Origin of the sequence: Psychrobacter sp. I-STPA10 (assembly GCF_021012795.1) — a bacterium.
GTDB lineage: Bacteria > Pseudomonadota > Gammaproteobacteria > Pseudomonadales > Moraxellaceae > Psychrobacter.
In genome coordinates, this window is sequence record NZ_VFYU01000018.1 from 118,745 (window position 1) to 138,197 (window position 19,453).

The 19,453-nt window shown below is 40.0% G+C and carries 15 protein-coding genes; 8 read left to right on the top strand and 7 right to left on the bottom strand.

The window, feature by feature from the left end; genetic code table 11:
- The first annotated feature begins 46 nt into the window (after positions 1-46).
- The gene (locus FHK89_RS09340; protein WP_230659336.1) at positions 47-1,207 is read left to right on the top strand and encodes a PIN domain-containing protein; all 1,161 of its coding nucleotides are present in this window, start codon (positions 47-49) and stop codon (positions 1,205-1,207) included.
- 113 nt (positions 1,208-1,320) lie between these two features.
- Here FHK89_RS09340 and FHK89_RS09345 read toward each other — a convergent pair whose 3' ends face one another.
- From FHK89_RS09345 to carA, 6 genes are all read right to left on the bottom strand, one after another.
- A complete protein-coding gene (locus FHK89_RS09345; protein ID WP_230659338.1) occupies positions 1,321-2,256 on the bottom strand; it encodes a DUF4424 family protein in 936 nt (311 codons plus the stop codon).
- A 176-nt stretch (positions 2,257-2,432) separates the two neighbouring features.
- Positions 2,433-3,686 (bottom strand): glycosyltransferase, encoded by a 1,254-nt coding sequence (locus FHK89_RS09350; protein WP_230659340.1) that lies wholly within the window; start codon positions 3,684-3,686, stop codon positions 2,433-2,435.
- A 274-nt stretch (positions 3,687-3,960) separates the two neighbouring features.
- Complete coding sequence (gene greA, locus FHK89_RS09355; RefSeq protein ID WP_230659342.1) at positions 3,961-4,437, bottom strand: transcription elongation factor GreA; 477 nt, start codon at positions 4,435-4,437, stop codon at positions 3,961-3,963.
- Positions 4,438-4,616: 179 nt separating this feature from the next.
- A complete protein-coding gene (carB, locus tag FHK89_RS09360) occupies positions 4,617-7,892 on the bottom strand; it encodes a carbamoyl-phosphate synthase large subunit (RefSeq protein WP_230659350.1) in 3,276 nt (1,091 codons plus the stop codon).
- A 102-nt stretch (positions 7,893-7,994) separates the two neighbouring features.
- Entirely contained in the window at positions 7,995-8,957 is a 963-nt protein-coding gene (locus FHK89_RS09365; protein ID WP_230659353.1) for a hypothetical protein, read from the bottom strand.
- Positions 8,958-8,960: 3 nt separating this feature from the next.
- Positions 8,961-10,184, bottom strand: a complete 1,224-nt coding sequence (gene carA, locus FHK89_RS09370) for a glutamine-hydrolyzing carbamoyl-phosphate synthase small subunit (RefSeq protein ID WP_230659516.1) — start codon at positions 10,182-10,184, stop codon at positions 8,961-8,963.
- A 347-nt stretch (positions 10,185-10,531) separates the two neighbouring features.
- On the opposite strand from carA, the gene FHK89_RS09375 reads away from it, so the two are divergent.
- The 6 genes from FHK89_RS09375 (at position 10,532) to FHK89_RS09400 (ending at position 17,078) form a co-directional block, all read left to right on the top strand.
- Entirely contained in the window at positions 10,532-11,065 is a 534-nt protein-coding gene (locus FHK89_RS09375) for a gamma carbonic anhydrase family protein (RefSeq protein ID WP_230659354.1), read from the top strand.
- Positions 11,066-11,126: 61 nt separating this feature from the next.
- The gene (locus FHK89_RS09380) at positions 11,127-11,507 is read left to right on the top strand and encodes a Spx/MgsR family RNA polymerase-binding regulatory protein (RefSeq protein WP_230659356.1); all 381 of its coding nucleotides are present in this window, start codon (positions 11,127-11,129) and stop codon (positions 11,505-11,507) included.
- Positions 11,507-12,439 carry a TatD family hydrolase gene (locus FHK89_RS09385; RefSeq protein ID WP_268992953.1) on the top strand — a complete coding sequence of 311 codons (933 nt, stop codon included), beginning with the start codon at positions 11,507-11,509 and terminating at the stop codon, positions 12,437-12,439. The genes FHK89_RS09380 and FHK89_RS09385 overlap by 1 nt, the downstream gene beginning before the upstream one ends.
- 582 nt (positions 12,440-13,021) lie before the next feature.
- Positions 13,022-13,918 (top strand): tRNA threonylcarbamoyladenosine dehydratase, encoded by an 897-nt coding sequence (locus FHK89_RS09390; protein WP_230659357.1) that lies wholly within the window; start codon positions 13,022-13,024, stop codon positions 13,916-13,918.
- Between the two features lie 446 nt (positions 13,919-14,364).
- Positions 14,365-16,257, top strand: coding sequence for a GAF domain-containing hybrid sensor histidine kinase/response regulator (locus tag FHK89_RS09395; protein ID WP_230659359.1), 1,893 nt, complete (start codon positions 14,365-14,367; stop codon positions 16,255-16,257).
- A gap of 146 nt (positions 16,258-16,403) precedes the next feature.
- The gene (locus FHK89_RS09400) at positions 16,404-17,078 is read left to right on the top strand and encodes a TIGR00730 family Rossman fold protein (protein ID WP_230659361.1); all 675 of its coding nucleotides are present in this window, start codon (positions 16,404-16,406) and stop codon (positions 17,076-17,078) included.
- A gap of 5 nt (positions 17,079-17,083) precedes the next feature.
- Here the strand turns inward: FHK89_RS09400 and FHK89_RS09405 are convergent, their stop codons facing one another.
- Positions 17,084-18,628, bottom strand: a complete 1,545-nt coding sequence (locus FHK89_RS09405; protein WP_230659363.1) for an FAD-dependent oxidoreductase — start codon at positions 18,626-18,628, stop codon at positions 17,084-17,086.
- 531 nt (positions 18,629-19,159) lie between these two features.
- Here FHK89_RS09405 and FHK89_RS09410 point away from each other — a divergent pair.
- Complete coding sequence (locus FHK89_RS09410) at positions 19,160-19,435, top strand: type B 50S ribosomal protein L31 (protein ID WP_230659365.1); 276 nt, start codon at positions 19,160-19,162, stop codon at positions 19,433-19,435.
- Positions 19,436-19,453 lie beyond the last annotated feature (18 nt).

The window sequence follows — 19,453 nt, forward strand, 5'->3', positions numbered from 1 at the left end:
TAACTTATAAGGCTACTAGCTACTAATAGTTATTAAGGTTGTTCTTATGGAAAGAGAGTCACGGTGCCTGCTGGTTCTGGATGCTAATATTTTAATTAAAGACTTTTGGTGGAAAAGTGAAACTTTAGAATATTTGCAAAACAGAATGTTTTTATTTCACAGTATAGCCATTCCAAAGCTATCCTTGGATGAAGCAACAGCACATTTGATTAGGCGAGCTGAAAACCTGAAAGAAAGGATGGATGAAAATTCATCTTCTGAAAGGCTTATAGGGCAATATCAGCAGCTTTATAATAAAAGTTCTAAGGATGCAGAAACACCACAAGAACTTGGAAAGCGATATAAGCAGTTTATTACTGTAATGGTACAAAAGTTTGATGGTCTTATTGTAGAAAATTCAAAAGTAGATATTGATACTATCTTAGATAGGTCTATTAACAGAATAAAGCCCTTTAATAAAGGTGATAAAGGATTTAGAGATACTATTCTTTGGTTAAGCATTTTAGATATGATAAAGGATTATCAAAGGGTTTCTTTTATCTCTGCAAATGTTAATGACTTTGCTAATGGATCAAATGATACATTACATAAAGATTTACTAGAAGAGGTTAAAGAAGTTTTACCAAGTCATTTGAATTTCTATTTTTTTAGAAATTTAGAAGCATTCATAGCTAGAATGGATCCTGATCGCAAAGTAGGTGCTCAAGCTTTTTTAAAAGCAGTAATGAGCGGTGGGTATACAAAATTTAAAATAGATGACTGGTTAGAGAAAAACTTAATACAAAAGTTATCCGATAGTATTCTAGAGGATTTTGACGGTGTAAAATGGGCAGGACTACCATATTGGGTAGAAGCCCCAAAACTAATTGAAATTGAAGATTTAGTAGGTATAGAAATATACCGTGAAAACTTTATTGAAAAAAATATTATTGAGTTTTATGTTGATATTGCCTTGATAGGAATATTTATTTGTTGTATTCCATCTAATGAATGGGAAGGTGTTGCATTCCATCGACAGATTAGGGATGTGTATTGTTCTAACTTTTGGACAAATATTAAGTTAAGATCAATTGGTACGTTTGTTATACGATTAACTTTTGATATTCAAAGTCAGCAGGTTTTGAGCTTTGATGGTGTGCCTTTAGAGCATGATTTTGATCAAGCATATGAGAAAATTGAAGATATATTGTTATATAAATATGATTAGTTCGTAGGGTGCATTCCATGCACCGTTTATCTGTGCGTAAAACGCATGCTACTACTACACAACACGCCAATTTTATATTATCAGGTGAGCCACTCTAACTATTTGGTGGATGCCTACCTACTAATAAACGCCACATCAAAATCATGCGTCGGTACAAAGTTTGTCTCTTTGATCTCAAATGTTGTTGGCGATACCTTTTTCACATCCCCTTTGCCTTTCCAGCAAAATGACACCAACTCATCAGGGTCTCGTTCGACTGTTAGTTTGAAGTTGGTGATAGGTTTTGCCCAGTTTGCACCTGTGGTGAGGATATAACTTAATGCACTATAAGAACGCCAGCCATTTTTCTTAATACTACGCTGCAAAGCATTATCGACACAAAATTCAGGATATTGACTCTCATCTAAATACACACCACCACCAACTAAAGGTTGGTAGGTGTGAGTAATTTGTGTCATAGAATTGGCTTTAAAGGTTTGTTGCCAACTATAGATAATTTGTGATTCCCAGTAGATGTCATGATAGTCATCATCATCACTAATAAACTTATCTAAGCGAGTATCATGACAGTTTTTTAGCTTTTGGTTAACATCATAGGCTTGCTCACGCTTGACCCATGGTGTCATCATTTCTTTATCACTGATAGCGCAGGCTTTAAATATGGCAGTGGTATCAACTTTGGGTCTATTATCTCTGTTTTGCCAGTTATTTTTTTTTACTAATGGATACATAAAAGTACGGACGTGGACTTGCGGTGTCACTTGTTGATTATTACTCCATACTTTAAAAGTATCTACCAATCCGTATATATCAGCAAAATCACTATCTATTTGCGAAGGAGCAGCAGATAGAGGGAATAAAATGGTTTCAGTAATGTCTTTGTTACTTAAGTTTTTAAACTGATAGTGCACCCGTATTTTATCTTTAGATATGTATAAATCTTCGCTGTGCATACTGATGTTATTATTCTTAATATACTCAACCCCACCAGTGGCGATATAGCCAGCAGAATCATTGGCATCAGCAGTTGTTATGCAAAGCAGTAGCATACAAATGGTTTTGCAACCGAATATTATGGGAGTTGTAAAGATATGATTATTCATTGTATTTAAGCTTGTGTTTGTTGGCTTGAGTGTAAAGTATTAACTTATATTTTACATATAAATCACCTACTATGGAGTGTTGTTCGTGGTTTCATAATGGACTATCCTTGTAGATTGATGTCTTATTGGATTTGTTGTATTTGGTTTGGCTTGGTTTTTGACGTTGATTTTGATGTATCGTCACTGACGGCAAGATTTTTAGAGTTTTTTGACTTTGATTGTGTTGCTATAGGTTGCTCAAATTTTCGTAAAGGTTCAGGCTGACACAACTGTTGGTATAATTTAATGGTTTCATCAATCATATTACGCATGGTGAATTGGTCGGTAATATTAGGACGACTGACATTCTCTAGCTGATTTTTAACGACTTTGCATAAGGCTTTGGCATCATAGGTTTTGACCAGACCTTGAGGATATAAGGGGCGAAGAATTTCACGATAAGCAGCTTTATCCCAACCGACGACAGGTGTACCTAAATGAATGGCTTGTAGGGCGTTAATACCAATGGATTCTGGTTCATTTGCCAGTGCTAAGACAATATTAGCCGCAGCCAGCCACTCACGCATGTCATTACGACGATTGCCAATAAAGGTGACATAATCAGTTAAATCAAGTGCCCATAAGCGTTGGCAAAATTCTTCATATATGATATCACCAGATCGGTGATCTTCATCCATAATAATGACATGGATATTGGGATATTGCTCGTGCAGATTTCCTAAAATATCTATTAACCACTCTTGTCCATATTCTGTGCCGATGATGGATGGAAACAATAACCACTTTTTATGCTCAAGTTCTGGATATTCAGCAAAGGTGCGTCTAAGCCAAAAAACCGAAGGGTTGTGGCGATAAGGAAACGAGCGTGTATCAACACCACGATAGATACGAGTAATGCACTTTGGTGCAATATCGGCACGTTTTAAAGCGGCTTGTAAATATTCAGAGACGCTGTCGGAAACGGTGATGATACAATCAACATCTAATAGGGCTTTTACATAGCTATTGAGTGGATAAAAGCCATACATGGTAGCGACAATCTTTGGAAAGGTCTGTAATCTTGCACCTTTAAGTGCCCAGTGTAGTATCCATGCTGGTGTACGTGAATGAATATGAATGATGTCAGGATTATACTTTTCAATCAGGCGGCGTAGCGGAATAACTTGCATTAATGATAGCCATGATTTTTTCTTCATCTCTAGTTGATGATAGATACTGCCTTCTCGCTCAAGACGCTTGACCAGATCATGATCAGAGTCAGCGCTGGCAACGATGATAGATTCATGCCCCTGTTTTACCAGTGCTCGACCAAGGTGAAAAATGCCCCGTTCGGATTCATCGTGTTTTAGGGAGGATAATAGACGCATGACTTTCATAATGGAATAGGTCTTTTTAAGTCTGCAAAGGCTTTATTGTCAGCTAAAATACCACAAAACTCAACCTTAGTAATGAATATTAGTGACTAACAAATATTTGTATCCAGTAAAAATGAATACTAAATTGTTGCGTATTTTTGAGTGAGCTATAAAAAATGCAGACTACTGTTATTGATAGTCTGCATTGAGCATTATTGGGTTATTAAAAATCAGTTGCTCTCTTTAAAACTATCAAATATGGAACTGATAATTTTAAAGATAGATTGGACAGCCGTTAATCGTAAACCACTTCCATAATCTCATATTCCACCACGCCACTTGGTGTTTCAATACGTGCTTCATCGCCTTCTGATTTACCAATCAAACCTCGAGCGATGGGAGAATTGACTGAGATTTTGCCTGCTTTAAAGTCCGCTTCATCATCACCAACAATTTTATAGCGTTTTTCTTCTTCGGTGTCCATGTTTTCGATGACCACAGTGACGCCAAAGACCACCCGACCTTCTTGTGGTAGCGTTGTTGGATCAATCACTTGCGCACCAGCAAGTTTTGCTTCAATATCACGGATACGCGCTTCACAAAAGCCTTGTTGTTCGCGAGCAGCATGATATTCAGCATTTTCTTTTAGATCGCCATGTTCACGAGCTTCAGCAATTGAAGCGGTGATACGTGGACGATCAACAGTTTTTAGTTCCTTTAACTCAGCTTCTAAAGCAGCGTGTCCTTGAGGTGTCATGGGATAGCGTTGCATGGCAATTTTCCTTAAACGGTAATGAAAAAACAGTAATGAACAAACAATATATAGCACAACACCCCAAGCTATTGTTGGGGTGTGTGATAATGTGGACAGAGCTGTAAGATAAATATTATCTATACTCACAAAGTAGAAGTCAAAATAAACCCACTTTGAGAGAGCTATTTAGTTATGGCTTATAAGCAAGCAGCAGTTTTTGCTTGCTCATGTAAATCTTGTAGTTTATAAACTGCAAATGGCAGCTTAATCTCATAAGACTTACAAACAGCATCTGCTGCACCCAAGGTAGTGACATAAAATACTTTACCTTGTAGTGCGTTACGGCGAATTGAGAATGAGTCTTCTTGGGCTTGTTTGCCTTCAGTAGTATTGATAATAAGGTCAATTTGCCGATTTTTCAAGGCATCTACGATGTGTGGTCGTCCCTCAGTCACTTTATTGATACGTTTACAGTCAATGCCAGACTCGCTAAGCACTTTTTGGGTACCTGTGGTGGCGACTAGTTTGAAACCATAATCGGTAAGTTGCTTAGCAATCGGTACGATATTGGCTTTATCACTGTCACGCACCGAGATAAATACTGTTTTGGTCTCACCCTCAACAGGTAATCCTGGCAGACGCTCACCACTACCGATAATGGCTTTATAGTAGGCTTCGCCAAAAGTTTTACCTACACCCATTACTTCACCTGTTGATTTCATCTCTGGGCTTAAAATGGGGTCAACACCGGGGAATTTAGCAAATGGGAATACCGCTTCTTTGACCGCATAAAATGTCGGCTTAATCTCTTGGGTAAAGTTTTGCTCCACCAAGCTCTTGCCAGCCATACAACGAGCGGCCACCTGTGCCAATGAGGTACCAATACACTTAGACACATAAGGAATGGTGCGTGAGGCTCTCGGATTCACCTCTAAGATATAAACGGTGTTGTCTTTGACCGCAAATTGCACGTTCATTAAGCCAACCACCCCCAGCTCTTTTGCCATGGCGATGGTTTGCTCACGCATTACATCACAAATCTCATCAGATAACGAGTAGGGGGGTAATGAACACGCTGAGTCACCAGAGTGAACCCCTGCTTGCTCAATGTGCTGCATGATACCGCCAATCACCACCTCATTGCCATCACTAACACAATCCACATCGACCTCAATAGCATCATCTAAAAAGCGGTCAAGTAGCACTGGGGCTTCATTTGATGCTTGTACCGCGGTGCGTAGGTAGTGTTTTAGCTCATCTTCGTTATAGACGATTTCCATCGCCCGACCGCCCAATACATAAGAGGGACGTACCACCAATGGATAGCCAACATCTTTGGCTTTGACTAAGCCATCTTCCATACTGGTTGCCAGCTCATTGGGTGGCTGTTTTAGCTTAAGCTGATGAATCATGTGCTGAAAACGTTCACGGTCTTCGGCACGGTCAATCGCATCTGGGCTTGTACCAATAATATTGACCCCTGCGGATTCTAATGCACGTGCCAGTTTCAGTGGCGTTTGTCCGCCATACTGCACAATCACCCCATCAGGCTGTTCGATACGTACAATCTCTAATACATCTTCTAAAGTGATTGGCTCAAAATACAAACGGTCTGAGGTGTCATAATCGGTAGAAACAGTTTCTGGGTTACAGTTAACCATGATGGTTTCATAGCCATCGGCACGCATGGCAAGGGCAGCGTGAACACAGCAATAATCAAACTCAATACCTTGTCCGATACGGTTAGGACCACCACCGATAACCATGATTTTCTTTTTATCGCTTGGGTTTGCCTCACACTCTTCGTCATAGCTTGAATACATATAAGCAGTCGAAGTGGCAAACTCAGCAGCACAGGTATCCACTCGTTTGTAAATTGGATAAACGCCTAAGTCCCAACGCTTTTTGCGTAATTGTTTTTGCGAAATGCCTAATAAGGTTGCCAAACGTAAATCAGATAAACCTTTGCGTTTAAATTTGCGTAGGTTTTCTGCGGTCAAGCCACCAAAGCCTAAAGATTTAACCTGAGCTTCGGTATTGACAATGTCTTGAATCTGTACCAAAAACCATGGGTCAATTTTGGTAAACTCAAACACTTCCTCCATGCTCATACCCAAACGAAACGCATCAGCAAGGTAAAAAATACGCTCAGGCGTAGGGACGGTTAAGCGGTTTTTAATTTCGGCACGGGCTTTATCGCTAGAGAGTTTGCCTTCTTTAATGGCAGCAAAGTCGATTTGCTCATCAAAGCCATTTGCTCCAGTTTCCATACCACGTAAGGCTTTTTGCATTGACTCTTGGAAGTTACGCCCAATTGCCATCACCTCACCGACCGATTTCATCTGTGTGGATAAAATATTTTCGGCTTGTGGGAATTTTTCAAAGTTAAAGCGTGGGATTTTGGTGACCACATAATCAATGGAAGGCTCAAAGCTGGCAGGTGTTTTGCCACCCGTGATGTCATTTTGCAACTCATCTAAGGTATAGCCAACCGCCAATTTGGCAGCGATTTTAGCAATGGGGAAGCCAGTGGCTTTGGAGGCTAAGGCAGATGAACGGCTTACCCGTGGGTTCATCTCAATCACTACCATACGACCTGTTTCAGGATTAACCCCAAACTGCACGTTTGAACCACCTGTTTCAACGCCAATTTCACGCAGTACTGCCAATGAGGCGTTACGCATGATTTGGTATTCTTTATCGGTCAGCGTTTGAGCAGGGGCAACGGTAATAGAATCACCTGTATGCACACCCATTGGGTCAACGTTTTCTATTGAGCAGATGATGATACAGTTATCATTTTTGTCCCGTACCACCTCCATTTCGTACTCTTTCCAGCCAATCAATGACTCATCAATCAATAGCTGATGGGTGGGTGATAAATCAAAACCACGCTCACAAATCTCGATAAATTCGTCACGATTATAAGCGATACCACCGCCAGAGCCACCCATGGTAAATGACGGACGAATGATACAGGGGAAACCTAGCGTTTCTTGAATGGCAAAGGCTTCGTCCATCGTTTCGGCAACTTCAGCACGCGGACATTCTAGTCCGATGCGTTTCATCGCTTGGTCAAATAAATCACGGTCTTCTGCCATCTCGATGGCATCTTTGGTCGCACCGATTAGCTCACAGCCATATTTTTCTAAGATACCATGTTTATCCAAATCTAAGGCACAGTTAAGTGCGGTCTGTCCACCCATGGTTGGCAAAATAGCATCAGGTTTTTCTTTGGCGATGATTTGCTCGACGGTTTGCCAAGTGATTGGCTCAATATAAGTGGCGTCTGCCATCACAGGGTCGGTCATGATGGTGGCAGGGTTTGAGTTGACGAGGATAACTCGGTAGCCTTCTTCTTTTAGGGCTTTACAGGCTTGTGCACCTGAATAGTCAAACTCACAGGCTTGTCCGATAACGATAGGACCTGCACCAATGATTAAAATACTTTGAATGTCGGTACGTTTTGGCATAATTAACTCTTAATTTTGGATTTCAATATTTAGCTAAAGTCTATTAGTTCATTTAGTAATTACAAGCTAGATTACTGTTATATACAAGTATGAATAAGTGCATTATTGAGTTATATTTCTGCACTGCTTGATATTACGTTTGACAAAATCATTAAAGATTCCATCTATAGAATACATCATCAAATAAGGCAGTTGGTTTGTATCATCATCAATAGTGATAGCAGTAAACCCCACCTTTAATTTGGGGTCTTGTAGCATGTGGAGCTTTAATACTAAATCAGTATCTTCTAGTCCTGCTAATAAGTCTGTTGTTAACTGATTAGATTCTTTGCTAAATCCAGAGTCGTTGATAAGTATTAAAGTTTGGTACATATCCTCATCACTATGCTGAGCGATATATTCTTTGGATTGTTGATAAACAAATCTTAAAAAATTTGGGTATAGAAGTTTTTTTTCTAAACAGTTAGTAATTTTAACAGGTGCGTTTTCTCTAAAAGACTCTAATGGAAGCTCAATCATTTTATTAATATTATCTTTACCACCATGAGCAAAAATAACTGCCTCAGTAAGTGCTTTGGCTTGCTCGTCTTTATTGAGCTCTGCAGAGGTTTGTATGATTTCGTCAGTAGAGATTTTACCTTTAGAAAGGAGTTGATAATTGATACCTTTGACAATAGCTGCTGCTTTTTGTTGCTCTAAGCGAAGCTCTGCAGAAGCTGGTACAAACTGTGGTGATGATTGTAGTTTAGGTAAATTTGAAGCACCAAGACTTTCTAGTTGAGTATATATATTTTCTTTATCTGCTAAGCGTTGTTGAACGTTCTCTTTTGCTTGTGTGCTACTTTGTGCTCGTCGTTGTGTTTCAGCTTGGACTCTTTCCCTTTCTGCTTGAGCCTGTGCTGCTTCATCACGTTCTGCAATCATTCTTGCTTGTATAGCAGCAGCCTCAGCCTCTTGCTGTGCAGACAATCTAGCAGAAGTGTTTTCTGTTGCCTGTACAGACGTTGCTAATAGCAACGCACTGATGGTAGATACTTGTAATATGGCTAATGTTAATTTCTTCATTGTTTAACCCTTAGCCTTTGCCATTAACGCCACAAACTTATCAAACAATGGTGCACAATCATGTGGACCGGGGCTTGCTTCTGGGTGTCCTTGAAAGCTAAATACTGGCTTATTGGTTAGCTCAATACCTTGATTTGAGCCATCAAACAATGAGCGATGAGTAACTTTGACATTCTCAGGCAGAGTGTCTTCATCAACAGCAAAGCCATGGTTTTGACTGGTAATCATCACTGTACCTGCGTCCACATCTTGTACAGGGTGGTTAGCTCCATGATGACCAAACTTCATTTTAATGGTGTTTGCACCACTGGCAAGTCCAACCAACTGATGTCCTAAACAGATACCAAAGGTTGGAATGTCGGTTTGCTCAATGATATGACGCACATTTTTAATGGCATAATCACAGGCGGCTGGGTCACCGGGACCATTGGATAAGAAAATTCCGTCAGGATTCATCGCCAATACATCGGCAATCGGCGTTTGTGCAGGAACAACAGTCACTTTACAGCCTCTATCAACGAGCATACGCAAGATATTGGTCTTTGTTCCAAAATCATAAGCGACGACATTGTATTTTTCTTCGATATGCTCACCTAACACTTTAAAATAGCCACCCGTTTCGCTTTCGGTCACACCATGCACACCACGGTCGGCAAGCTCCCAAGTGCCTGCTGTCCACTCAAAGCCTTTAGTGTGGCAACATTCTTTTGCTAAGTCCATGCCCGTAAGCCCTGCAAAACCTTGTGCTAACTCGATGGCTTTTTGCTCGTCTTCTGCTGTCAGGGTTTGCCCTTCTTTTGCAGTGTAGATACAGCCGTGTTGAGCCCCTTTTTCACGCAAGATTCGGGTCAATTTACGCGTATCAATGTCAGCAATGGCAACGGTATTATGATGTTTTAGATAGTCGGTGAGTGATTCGCTATGACGAAAATTTGAAGTGGCTAAGGTGGCATCACGTATAATCAGCCCCTCTGCCCAGACTTGATGTTTTTCGATGATATTGCCTGATTCGCTGTCTTCGGTATTTGTGCCTGTGTTGCCGATGTGTGGATAGGTAAGGGTAACAAGTTGCTTGGCGTAGCTTGGGTCAGTGAGGATTTCTTGATATCCAGTCATGGCAGTGTTAAACACCACTTCACCGACACGATGACCGCTTGCCCCAATACTGATACCTCGAAAAATAGTACCATCTGCCAATGCTAAAATTGCTGCTGTTTCTTCTGCCATTGATGCCACTGTATTCAAGGTTTGCCTCCGCTATTGTGAATGGTAATTTAGTGAGCTTAAATAATTTTTATATTAGCCACTTACCAAAAATTTGCCATAAAAAAGCGAGAAGACATTCAATGATGGATTGCCCATGACTTGTCAATAAATAGTCAAAGAGGTAAATCGCATCATGTCCACTCGCTTAGGTACAGATTTTGCGTATTGTACAAAAAATTGCTCAAGATAGCTAGGTAATTTTAATCAGGGTTTTGGTTGACGACTGGCGTTTGTGGCTGCAATATAATATGTCTGGACAGCCATTAACAAAATAGCCATTGTTTGTAAGAAGTTTATAAGGAACTCCCATGCTCTACCAATATCTAAATAAAATGCCGCAATTTGCCACACCATTTCAAGGTTGGGTCGCCGATTCTGCCCAAGTAATTGGTGATGTCTATTTGGGTCATCAAGCCAGCGTGTGGTTTGGGGCGGTGATTCGTGGTGATAATGACCACATTCATATTGGTGATTATAGCAATGTGCAGGAAAACACCGTCATTCATACCGATGCAGGTATTCAGGTACATATTGGTGATTATGTAACCATTGGGCATTTGGCCATGTTACATGGTTGTGATGTTGGTGATAATAGTTTGATTGGTATCGGCGCGGTGGTATTAAATCGGGCAAAGATTGGTAAAAACTGCTTAATTGGTGCTAAGTCTTTGGTGACAGAAGGCAAAGTAATTCCGGATAACTCATTGGTGATGGGGTCGCCTGCCAAAGTGGTCAAAACCTTAAGCGATGAGCAAATTGCCAAATTAAAGCTTTCTGCCATTCATTATGCCGAGCGTTGCCAGAAGTTTCGTAGTGGGTTGACTGAGATACCGATGCCTTAAAAGATATGTTGTATATTGATAGTAATTATGATTAGTGAAAGTTTTTTTAATAGGAGATTCTATGAGCATAACCATTTATGGTATTAAATCGTGTAGTACGATAAAAAAAGCATTGACGAAACTTGATGAGTTAGACGTTGACTATGAGTTTTATGATTATAAAAAGCAGGCTATCACCATAGAAAAAGTACGCCATTGGTGTGAGCAACTGGGCATTGATAAGGTATTAAACAAACGTGGTACAACATGGCGTAAACTGAGCGATGAACAAAAACAGCAAGCAGATGATGATAAGGATTTTGCTATGCAACTTTTGGTAGAAAATAGCAGTATGATTAAGCGTCCGATTGTTGAGGGTGTTTTTCAGGGTAAAGAGTTATTGTTATGTGGCTATGATGAAGCAGAATGGACACAGATTTTTTCTAACCAGTCGAGCAGATAATGGTTGCTTCTACTAATTCAGCCTCTTCTTCAAGCCCTACTTTTATAGATTCATCTTCACATCTTCCTATAATAGATACGCATACCCATTTTGATATGCCTGTATTTGCCAACGATAGAGTGACTTTGGCAGCACAGGCATGGCAAAGTGGCGTACGACATCTTGTATTAGTAGGTTATGTGCAGCGTCATTTTATGCGTATGCAAAAGACAAAGGCAGCGTTATCCGTCGCTGCGGCAGATAATCTAAACTTGCCTATTCCACATGTCTATGTGGCGGCTGGGTTACATCCTGCCTATATTCATGAACATCAACAGACAGATTTATCATTATTAGCAGAGTTTGTGAAAACGCATCAGCCTATTGCCATCGGTGAGATAGGAATGGATACATATCGAGATGATTTAAAAACCGATGCCGCCGTGAAAAAGCAGCGTCAATTTTTTATTGCACAGCTAGATTTGGCTGTGCAATATGAGTTGCCTGTACTGTTACATATCCGTAAGGCACATGCACAGTGCCTTAAAATACTCAAACAACATCGCTATGATGCACATCAGCTTGGCGGAATTGCACACAGTTTTAGTGGTGGTGAACAAGAAGCAAAAGCATTTGTAGAGCTTGGCTTTAAGCTTGGCGTTACAGGACAAATTACCAATTCCAATGCCAAAAAACTGCATCGAGCCATCACCTGTGCCGTTGAGAAATATGGATTGGATTGTTTGGTGCTAGAAACTGATTGTCCAGATATGTTGCCATATCATTGTTATCAGTCAAATATGGATACACAGCCCCCAAATGTTCCTGCTAATTTGTGTTATGTTTTTGCGCAATTAAGTGAGATGTTTGCTGTGGATAGGCAAACTTTAGCACAGCAGCTATGGAAAAATAGCTGTGCAGCACTACAGGCACATTGGCAATATTCAAATTGAAAACATGTAGTAATCCAAAGCAGCGTTACCTTTATGTCGCTATATCTCTATCTTATACTCCACTCTCAACTTGTTTTTCTAATCTATTGATTTTACTAGCGTCAAATTTTATACCAAAATGCTTGAATAACTTTAACCCTAGAAAAATCGGTATAGTCACAGAAGTTGAGAGTGAGGTATCTTATACAAAGACATGTAGGACTGACGTAAAAGTATGATATTTATCTTAATAAAGCGGCTGGGAATTATATTGAGCCTTTGGACTTTGGAACGACATACAGCCAGACCAATTGATAAAAAACAATGATTACTAGCCGCTAATAATCTATGAAACGGTGTAAGTCTTAACATGATGAGGCTAGATTTATATACTGGTTTGTCTCATTATATTTTTGCCTTCCATAACAATTTTACCAACCATATTACTTACTTAACTCATATATTAGTATAAAAAAAATACGATATCTATATGATATCATTGATAATTAAATTAGGTTTGGCATGTATTGTGCATGTTTATATCCATAAAGTTAATTATTAATGATGTAAGTTACTTCTATATATAAATCTTATGAATAAACCATGACCATTATTAAACAATCCATCGCAAATATTCATCAATCTCAATCAGCCTTACCATCTGAGAGTGCGTCTAACCCACCTGATTCTGCTTCACAGTACCAGCGACGTTTTGCAGGTACACAGCGGTTATATGGACAAGTAGCATTTACTAAGTTTACGCAGGCACATGTTTATGTGATTGGTGTGGGTGGTGTGGGTACATGGGTTGCTGAAGGTCTGGCGCGTACAGGTGTGGGGCAAATTACCTTAATTGATTTGGATGTGTTGGTTGCCTCTAATGTCAATCGCCAACTGCCTGCTTTAGATAGCACATTTGGGCGTAGTAAGATTGAAGTGATGGCAGAGCGTATACAACAAATAAATCCTTGCGTTACTGTGCATTTGATCGATGATTTTCTAACCGAAAATAATGTGGATGTATTGTTGCCCAGTCGTGATCAAGCAAAGCAGGCAAAACAAACAAAGCAATCTATTGTCGTGCTTGATTGTACCGATGATATGGCTGCAAAACTGGCAATAGCAATGCATTGCCGCTTTAATAAGCTTAAACTCATCTGTGCTGGTGGGGCAGGGGGTAAAACAGATCCGCTGCAAGTGACGGTCAGTGATTTAAAGGACAGTTACCAAGACCCTTTATTAGCAAGGTTACGTAGTAAATTACGCCATGAAAAAAATATAAATACCCAAATGAAAGAAAAATTTGGTATTAAGTGTGTGTATTCCACTCAGCCACCGATTACGACTAAATCGGCAGCAATGGGAGCCACTTGTGAGCAGCCAAGTGGACAATCAAGTAAACAGCAAGGTGGACTTCATTGTGGTGGTTATGGGTCAGCCGTTGCTGTTACGGCAACTGTTGCTATGGTTATGGTGAGCGAAGCCTTAGCATTATTATAAATATTTAACTAGGGTCTGTTGAACATTCATCTTCATAGGAAAAATTGAGATAAATTTTCCTTAGTCAAGGCAATGAACGCCGGTAATATCGGGATATTAACCAGTTCATTAACGCAGAGTAAGGCAAATTTAGCCAATTTTTACATGAAAGTAAAAAATAGCTTTATTTCTTAAGGGTATTAGCCTGACGGGGTGAAAGTTCAACAGACCCTATAGTTAGTTATCTATGGTCGATTCAAAACCATACTGTTATCAGCAAGCCGAAGGCAGATATCACTGTTTTTATTATTAAAGTAAAAACAAGGACTGTAAAGGAAGGTTGCTTTGTGCCAGTTTTGTCTTGAATTGACTATGTCTATATGCAGTAAAAATCTTATGTTTGTTAGTAGTAGTCAAAAAAGGCTCAATTACCTGCATATTTATACTTCAGTCAAGGAGTCATCAGCGTGTCACAAGTGTCACAGGTTCTTACCTATCCAGTTGCAAAAGACGATGCCTATCGTATAAAAAAACTGCAAGAGTATCATGTGTTAAATCATGAAAAAGAGCCTGCATTTCGGCGGATTAATGAGTTGGTACAATTCTTTTTTGAAGTACCTATTGTGACGATTAATTTTTTAGATGCGCATAAGCAGTTTTTGAAATCTCCTGTTGGTGTGGGAGATTTATGTTCAGTACCACGTAGTAGTGCCATTTGTAATTATACCATTCTCTCGGATGATATATTGGTGGTCAAAGATTTGACTCAAGATGAGCGTTTTGCTGATTATCCGGTGGTTACTGAGCCACCTTATGTGCGCTTTTATGCCGGTGCACCGATTATTGTCAAAGAAAAAAATGGGCAAAGTTATCGCTTGGGTACTTTATGTTTGCTGGATATCGTGCCACATGACACATTCAATAAAAAGCAGCAGCAACAGTTAGCTCAATTTGCGAGTATGGCAGCAGATGCGCTGACGCTGAGAAAAAATCAGTTTATTGCACAGCGAGAGAATCACAAAAAATCAGAATTTCTTGCCAATATGAGTCATGAGATTCGTACACCGATGAATGGCATCATGGGTATGGTCGACTTGCTGCAAGAGACAAAACTAGATCATGAGCAAAAGCAGTATGTTGATAACATGCAGATAGCAACACAGCATCTTATGGCAATTGTGAATGATATTTTAGATTTGTCTAAGGTAGAGTCTGGACAAATTACCATGGATACCATCCCACTTAATTTGCATCAGTTAATTCAAGAAGTGGGTATATTATTTCGCTCACGTGCGCAGCAAAAAAATATCTCATTAAATATCGCTTATGATGATGGCTTATCTGATTATGCCATTGGTGATCCTGTTAGACTCAAGCAAATACTGTCTAACTTGGTGAGTAATGCAGTGAAATTTACTGCTGAAGGCGGTGAGGTAACATTACGTGTTTTGGCATGTAGCCATAAAAATTATAATTTGTTAGATAGCCATTATTATGGTGCGACTGATAAGTCAGGGATTAAAAATATCACTCATCTGGCAGACACCATCACAACCAAATCTATCCCTCAAGATATGACAGTATGTATTCAGGTGATAGACAATGGTATTGGTATTGAAACAGACAGCTTAGAAGATATTTTTGATGCTTATAATCAAGCCAAAAAATCAACCTATCGTATTTATGGTGGTACAGGGTTGGGTCTATCAGTATGTAAGAAGTTTATTGATTGCATGCATGGCATAATTAGAGCAGATAGTAAGATAGGAGAAGGCACCGTATTTAGTATCTTTTTGCCACTATCGTTTATTCAAGAAGAGGATCATAAAAAGATATATTTTAATGATTATCATGAAGATATGAGAGATGCAGATACACTAGCAAGTATGGCTACTTTAGCTCAGTTTGAGGAGTCATTAAATGCATCCTTAACCCAACCACCTGCTGATAATGATGATAATAAGGGCGTGCAATGTAGTGGTGAAGTATTGTTGGTTGAAGATGATACGGTCAGTGCTTTGGTGGCTAAAAAATCCTTAGAAAAAGGAGGCTACCATGTGACGTATGTTTCTAATGGACAAGATGCAGTCAATTTACTGAGTAATCCTGATTATGATTTTGATGTGGTGCTGATGGATCATCACATGCCGATTATGGATGGTATAGAGGCAACCAAAAAACTACAAGCAATGTCTATCGATTTGCCACCTATTATTGCGCTGACAGCCAATGCGATGCAAGGTGAGCGTGATAAATATCTTGAAGCAGGTATGCAAGATTATTGCACCAAACCTTTTGTGCGTAACCAACTGAATCAATTGGTGAAATATTGGGTTAAAAATAAACGTGCCAATAGTTAAGTTAACAGCTGTATCATAAAATACCTAGTCACATCCTGATACTGGCTGGATACGGGATATCTTATACATTCACTGTGAATTGAGCTTACAGGGTATGCTATGATGGTTCACTATTCATACAATTTAAGTAAACATGGGACATAAAAATGAGTAATGAGACAACAAGCAATCAATTAGATGATAATGTCATTATTAATAAAGACGTGGACAATGTGAGTGCGGCGGTAAAAAAAGATCAACTACATCAACCGTTGGTTGCTGTGTATTGTGGTTCAAGACTTGGTAAAGATGGCGTATATGAGCAAGCAGCAAAAGAGTTGGGAAGTGCGCTGGCAAAAAATGGACTGGGTTTGGTTTATGGAGGTGCTAGTATTGGGTTGATGGGTGCGGTTGCAGACAGTGTGATTGCAGGGGGTGCACAAGCGGTGGGAGTTATCCCAACATTTATGCTCGATCATGAAATTGCGCATAGTAATCTGACATTTTTACATTTGACCGATACCATGCATACACGCAAAGCCATTATGGCAGAATATGCCGATGCATTTATTACTTTGCCCGGTGGACTGGGTACATTAGAAGAGATTATGGAAATTGCCACTTGGCGGCAGTTATATCAACATGAAAAGCCGATGATTATCTTAAATATTAATGGCTATTATGACCGCTTAATTGAACATTTGAAGTTTACTGCTGAGCAAGGATTTATGAGAGCTGAGGATTTGACTCGCTTAATTGTATGTAATGACATTCAAGCAGCCATTGATGTCTTATCTGCGGTGGTCACTATAGAGCAAAGCGTTGATACGGATAAAATATAAATTAATTAAATTGTTTCATCAGTTAAGTGGACAGCATTATTGACTTTTGCCATGGCAGGTGGGAATTGCCGTTGTATACTCAGTGTTGTGGCAAGTTGCTCAATGTCTTGTATGCTGGCTTGCTGTAAATATTGCCATTGATGATGTTGCCGTAAGGTATCATCAAAGGTATCAGCACAAATGAATCCCATTGCCAATAGTTCCTGCACCACTTCATCAGCAGCAAACAGTGCTGATGAAGCTTTGACATTTTCAGCACGTGCATAGTGCTGCTCACGATATAGGCTCACATCGGCAACTCTCAAACTATCATCTTGCCCTGGAATTTGTTGTGCGCCATAGAGCGCATTTCTAGTTGGTATGGCATTGGCAAAAGCAGGGACAAACTGACTGACATAGTCGATGGCTTTTTGACTGCGTTGCTGCAATATTTTTGTATGCCAGCCATCGTTAATATATTTTAGATAGACAGGGTTTAGTTGAGGCTGCGCGCTGCTACTTTCTGTTTTTACCAGTCCATCAGCAAATAAAGTAATGTCTTTGCTCATGGCATGTATTTGATAGTAGCCGTTAGGATAGGGTGTTAACTGCGCCATAGCTTGCGCTGTACCGCGAACGCCATGAATGATAATTTCTGGCAATACGCCATTGTATTCACTAGCATTTTGTTGCCAATGTGCCACATAAGAGGCTTTAAACTCTAGCATACGTTCAGCACTGATACCGACCATATCATCTATCTGTCCCGTACGAAAGCCACACGCATTAATCAGATAATCGACCGTGATTGATTGTGTTTGTGGCTGCACTGCTGCTTGCTTAGTATTGGGCGGAGGAGAATCTATGTGCGTTGTAGTGGTTAGATACTCTAGTGTCCATTGAAGCGTATCGCCATAGCATGGTGTGACCTGCGTTACCTGCGTATTGGTGAGTATCTGGGCATTTGGATACTGTGCCAATGCCAACTGCGTACAAGCCGCGAGTCGAAAAATATTCCAACCATATTCTTGTACAGCAATCACTGGATATTTGAGTTGGTCTAAATCAAGCAATTTGGCGGCTGCAATCATCCATTGTTGCGTACAGCAAGGTTTATCTACTTTTGGTAGGCGGGCAAGTGCTTCAAGTTCCGTGCGCTCAAAGGTCTGAAAATAATTGTCTACCTCGCCCAGTACTTTGTTATTGTTATCTTGCTTGATGAGCTGAGCATAGGTGGCCGTTAATAACTGCAACCTTGGCAGTAAATCAAGTGGGCTGCCATGATCATGTTTGGGTATGGCGATCAGTGTCGGGCGTACATCGATGCTGCTAGGATATAAACGTATCATCTCAATGGCTTGTTTGAGCAGTGACACACAATCGCTATCAGGAATTTCTCGGTATAAGTTACCACCTGCATGTAGATGGCACATAGGAGGGCCATTTACCAGTGACTCTGTACGTTCAAATACGGTAGTTTGAATGCCTAAAGCGGCTAAGCGTATGGCAATGGTAGCTCCAGCAATGCCGCCACCGATAATGCCAACATGAAGTTTTGTTTGCCTAGTCATTAATGCTTACTCAGGTGGATTAAGATGCTATAGACAAAGAGCTATCAAACAGCTACGATGTTGTCCTCGTTTACTGTACAACCATACTAACAGCACTATTTGTTGTTTAGATTGGGTCGCCTTAATATCTGTTTTACTACTCTTTGACTATGGTGGGTATTATTATCGGATAGTTCACCGCTGATAGTCAGTAAAATTTGTAACCATTGCTTACCATTATTATCTATATTCAATTATTAACTACAATGTTAATATTCATGTTGACTGTTAGCTATGCATCGAGCAGGATATTTATGGTGCTGTCTTAAATCTGGTGGTACTGGCAATGACAAACTTGCATCTGGCATAAAAAGTCGTTAAAATCGCTGTTTAATTTTCCCGCTAGGGAAGGCTAAGCTCGCAGATTGTTGGTGTTATATGCTGGAATAAGCCAGTGATATGATGGCTGATGGTTGTCATGCCCTTAGTGCCCTAGTTACGTGCAATGGCTATCTAATAGTGGTTGCATATCGGACATAGAGAGTAGTAATTATGCGTAAAGATATCCACCCTGAGTACCAAGAAGTTTTATTCCATGACACCAATGCTGACGTGTATTTTTTGACTCGCTCGACTGTAGCGACCAAGGCCACTCGTGAGTATGAAGGTAAAGAATATCCTTACTATCCACTTGATATCTCAAGTGCTTCACATCCTTTTTATACTGGCGAGCAGCGTAAAACTTCTAACGAAGGTCGTGTTGCTAGCTTCAACAAACGTTTTGGTGCGTTTGCTGGTCGCAATAAGAAAAAAGGTGCTGACGAGTAAGCTGGTTGATGGTGCTAT

What these genes read in the sequence shown, in the direction of transcription:
- FHK89_RS09340 (WP_230659336.1), top strand. Translation starts at nt 47, where the DNA reads ATGGAAAGAGAGTCACGGTGCCTGCTGGTTCTGGATGCTAATATTTTA.
- FHK89_RS09345 (WP_230659338.1), bottom strand. Translation starts at nt 2,256, where the DNA reads ATGCTACTGCTTTGCATAACAACTGCTGATGCCAATGATTCTGCTGGC.
- FHK89_RS09350 (WP_230659340.1), bottom strand. Translation starts at nt 3,686, where the DNA reads ATGAAAGTCATGCGTCTATTATCCTCCCTAAAACACGATGAATCCGAA.
- greA (WP_230659342.1), bottom strand. Translation starts at nt 4,437, where the DNA reads ATGCAACGCTATCCCATGACACCTCAAGGACACGCTGCTTTAGAAGCT.
- carB (WP_230659350.1), bottom strand. Translation starts at nt 7,892, where the DNA reads ATGCCAAAACGTACCGACATTCAAAGTATTTTAATCATTGGTGCAGGT.
- FHK89_RS09365 (WP_230659353.1), bottom strand. Translation starts at nt 8,957, where the DNA reads ATGAAGAAATTAACATTAGCCATATTACAAGTATCTACCATCAGTGCG.
- carA (WP_230659516.1), bottom strand. Translation starts at nt 10,184, where the DNA reads ATGGCAGAAGAAACAGCAGCAATTTTAGCATTGGCAGATGGTACTATT.
- FHK89_RS09375 (WP_230659354.1), top strand. Translation starts at nt 10,532, where the DNA reads ATGCTCTACCAATATCTAAATAAAATGCCGCAATTTGCCACACCATTT.
- FHK89_RS09380 (WP_230659356.1), top strand. Translation starts at nt 11,127, where the DNA reads ATGAGCATAACCATTTATGGTATTAAATCGTGTAGTACGATAAAAAAA.
- FHK89_RS09385 (WP_268992953.1), top strand. Translation starts at nt 11,507, where the DNA reads ATGGTTGCTTCTACTAATTCAGCCTCTTCTTCAAGCCCTACTTTTATA.
- FHK89_RS09390 (WP_230659357.1), top strand. Translation starts at nt 13,022, where the DNA reads ATGACCATTATTAAACAATCCATCGCAAATATTCATCAATCTCAATCA.
- FHK89_RS09400 (WP_230659361.1), top strand. Translation starts at nt 16,404, where the DNA reads ATGAGTAATGAGACAACAAGCAATCAATTAGATGATAATGTCATTATT.
- FHK89_RS09405 (WP_230659363.1), bottom strand. Translation starts at nt 18,628, where the DNA reads ATGACTAGGCAAACAAAACTTCATGTTGGCATTATCGGTGGCGGCATT.
- FHK89_RS09410 (WP_230659365.1), top strand. Translation starts at nt 19,160, where the DNA reads ATGCGTAAAGATATCCACCCTGAGTACCAAGAAGTTTTATTCCATGAC.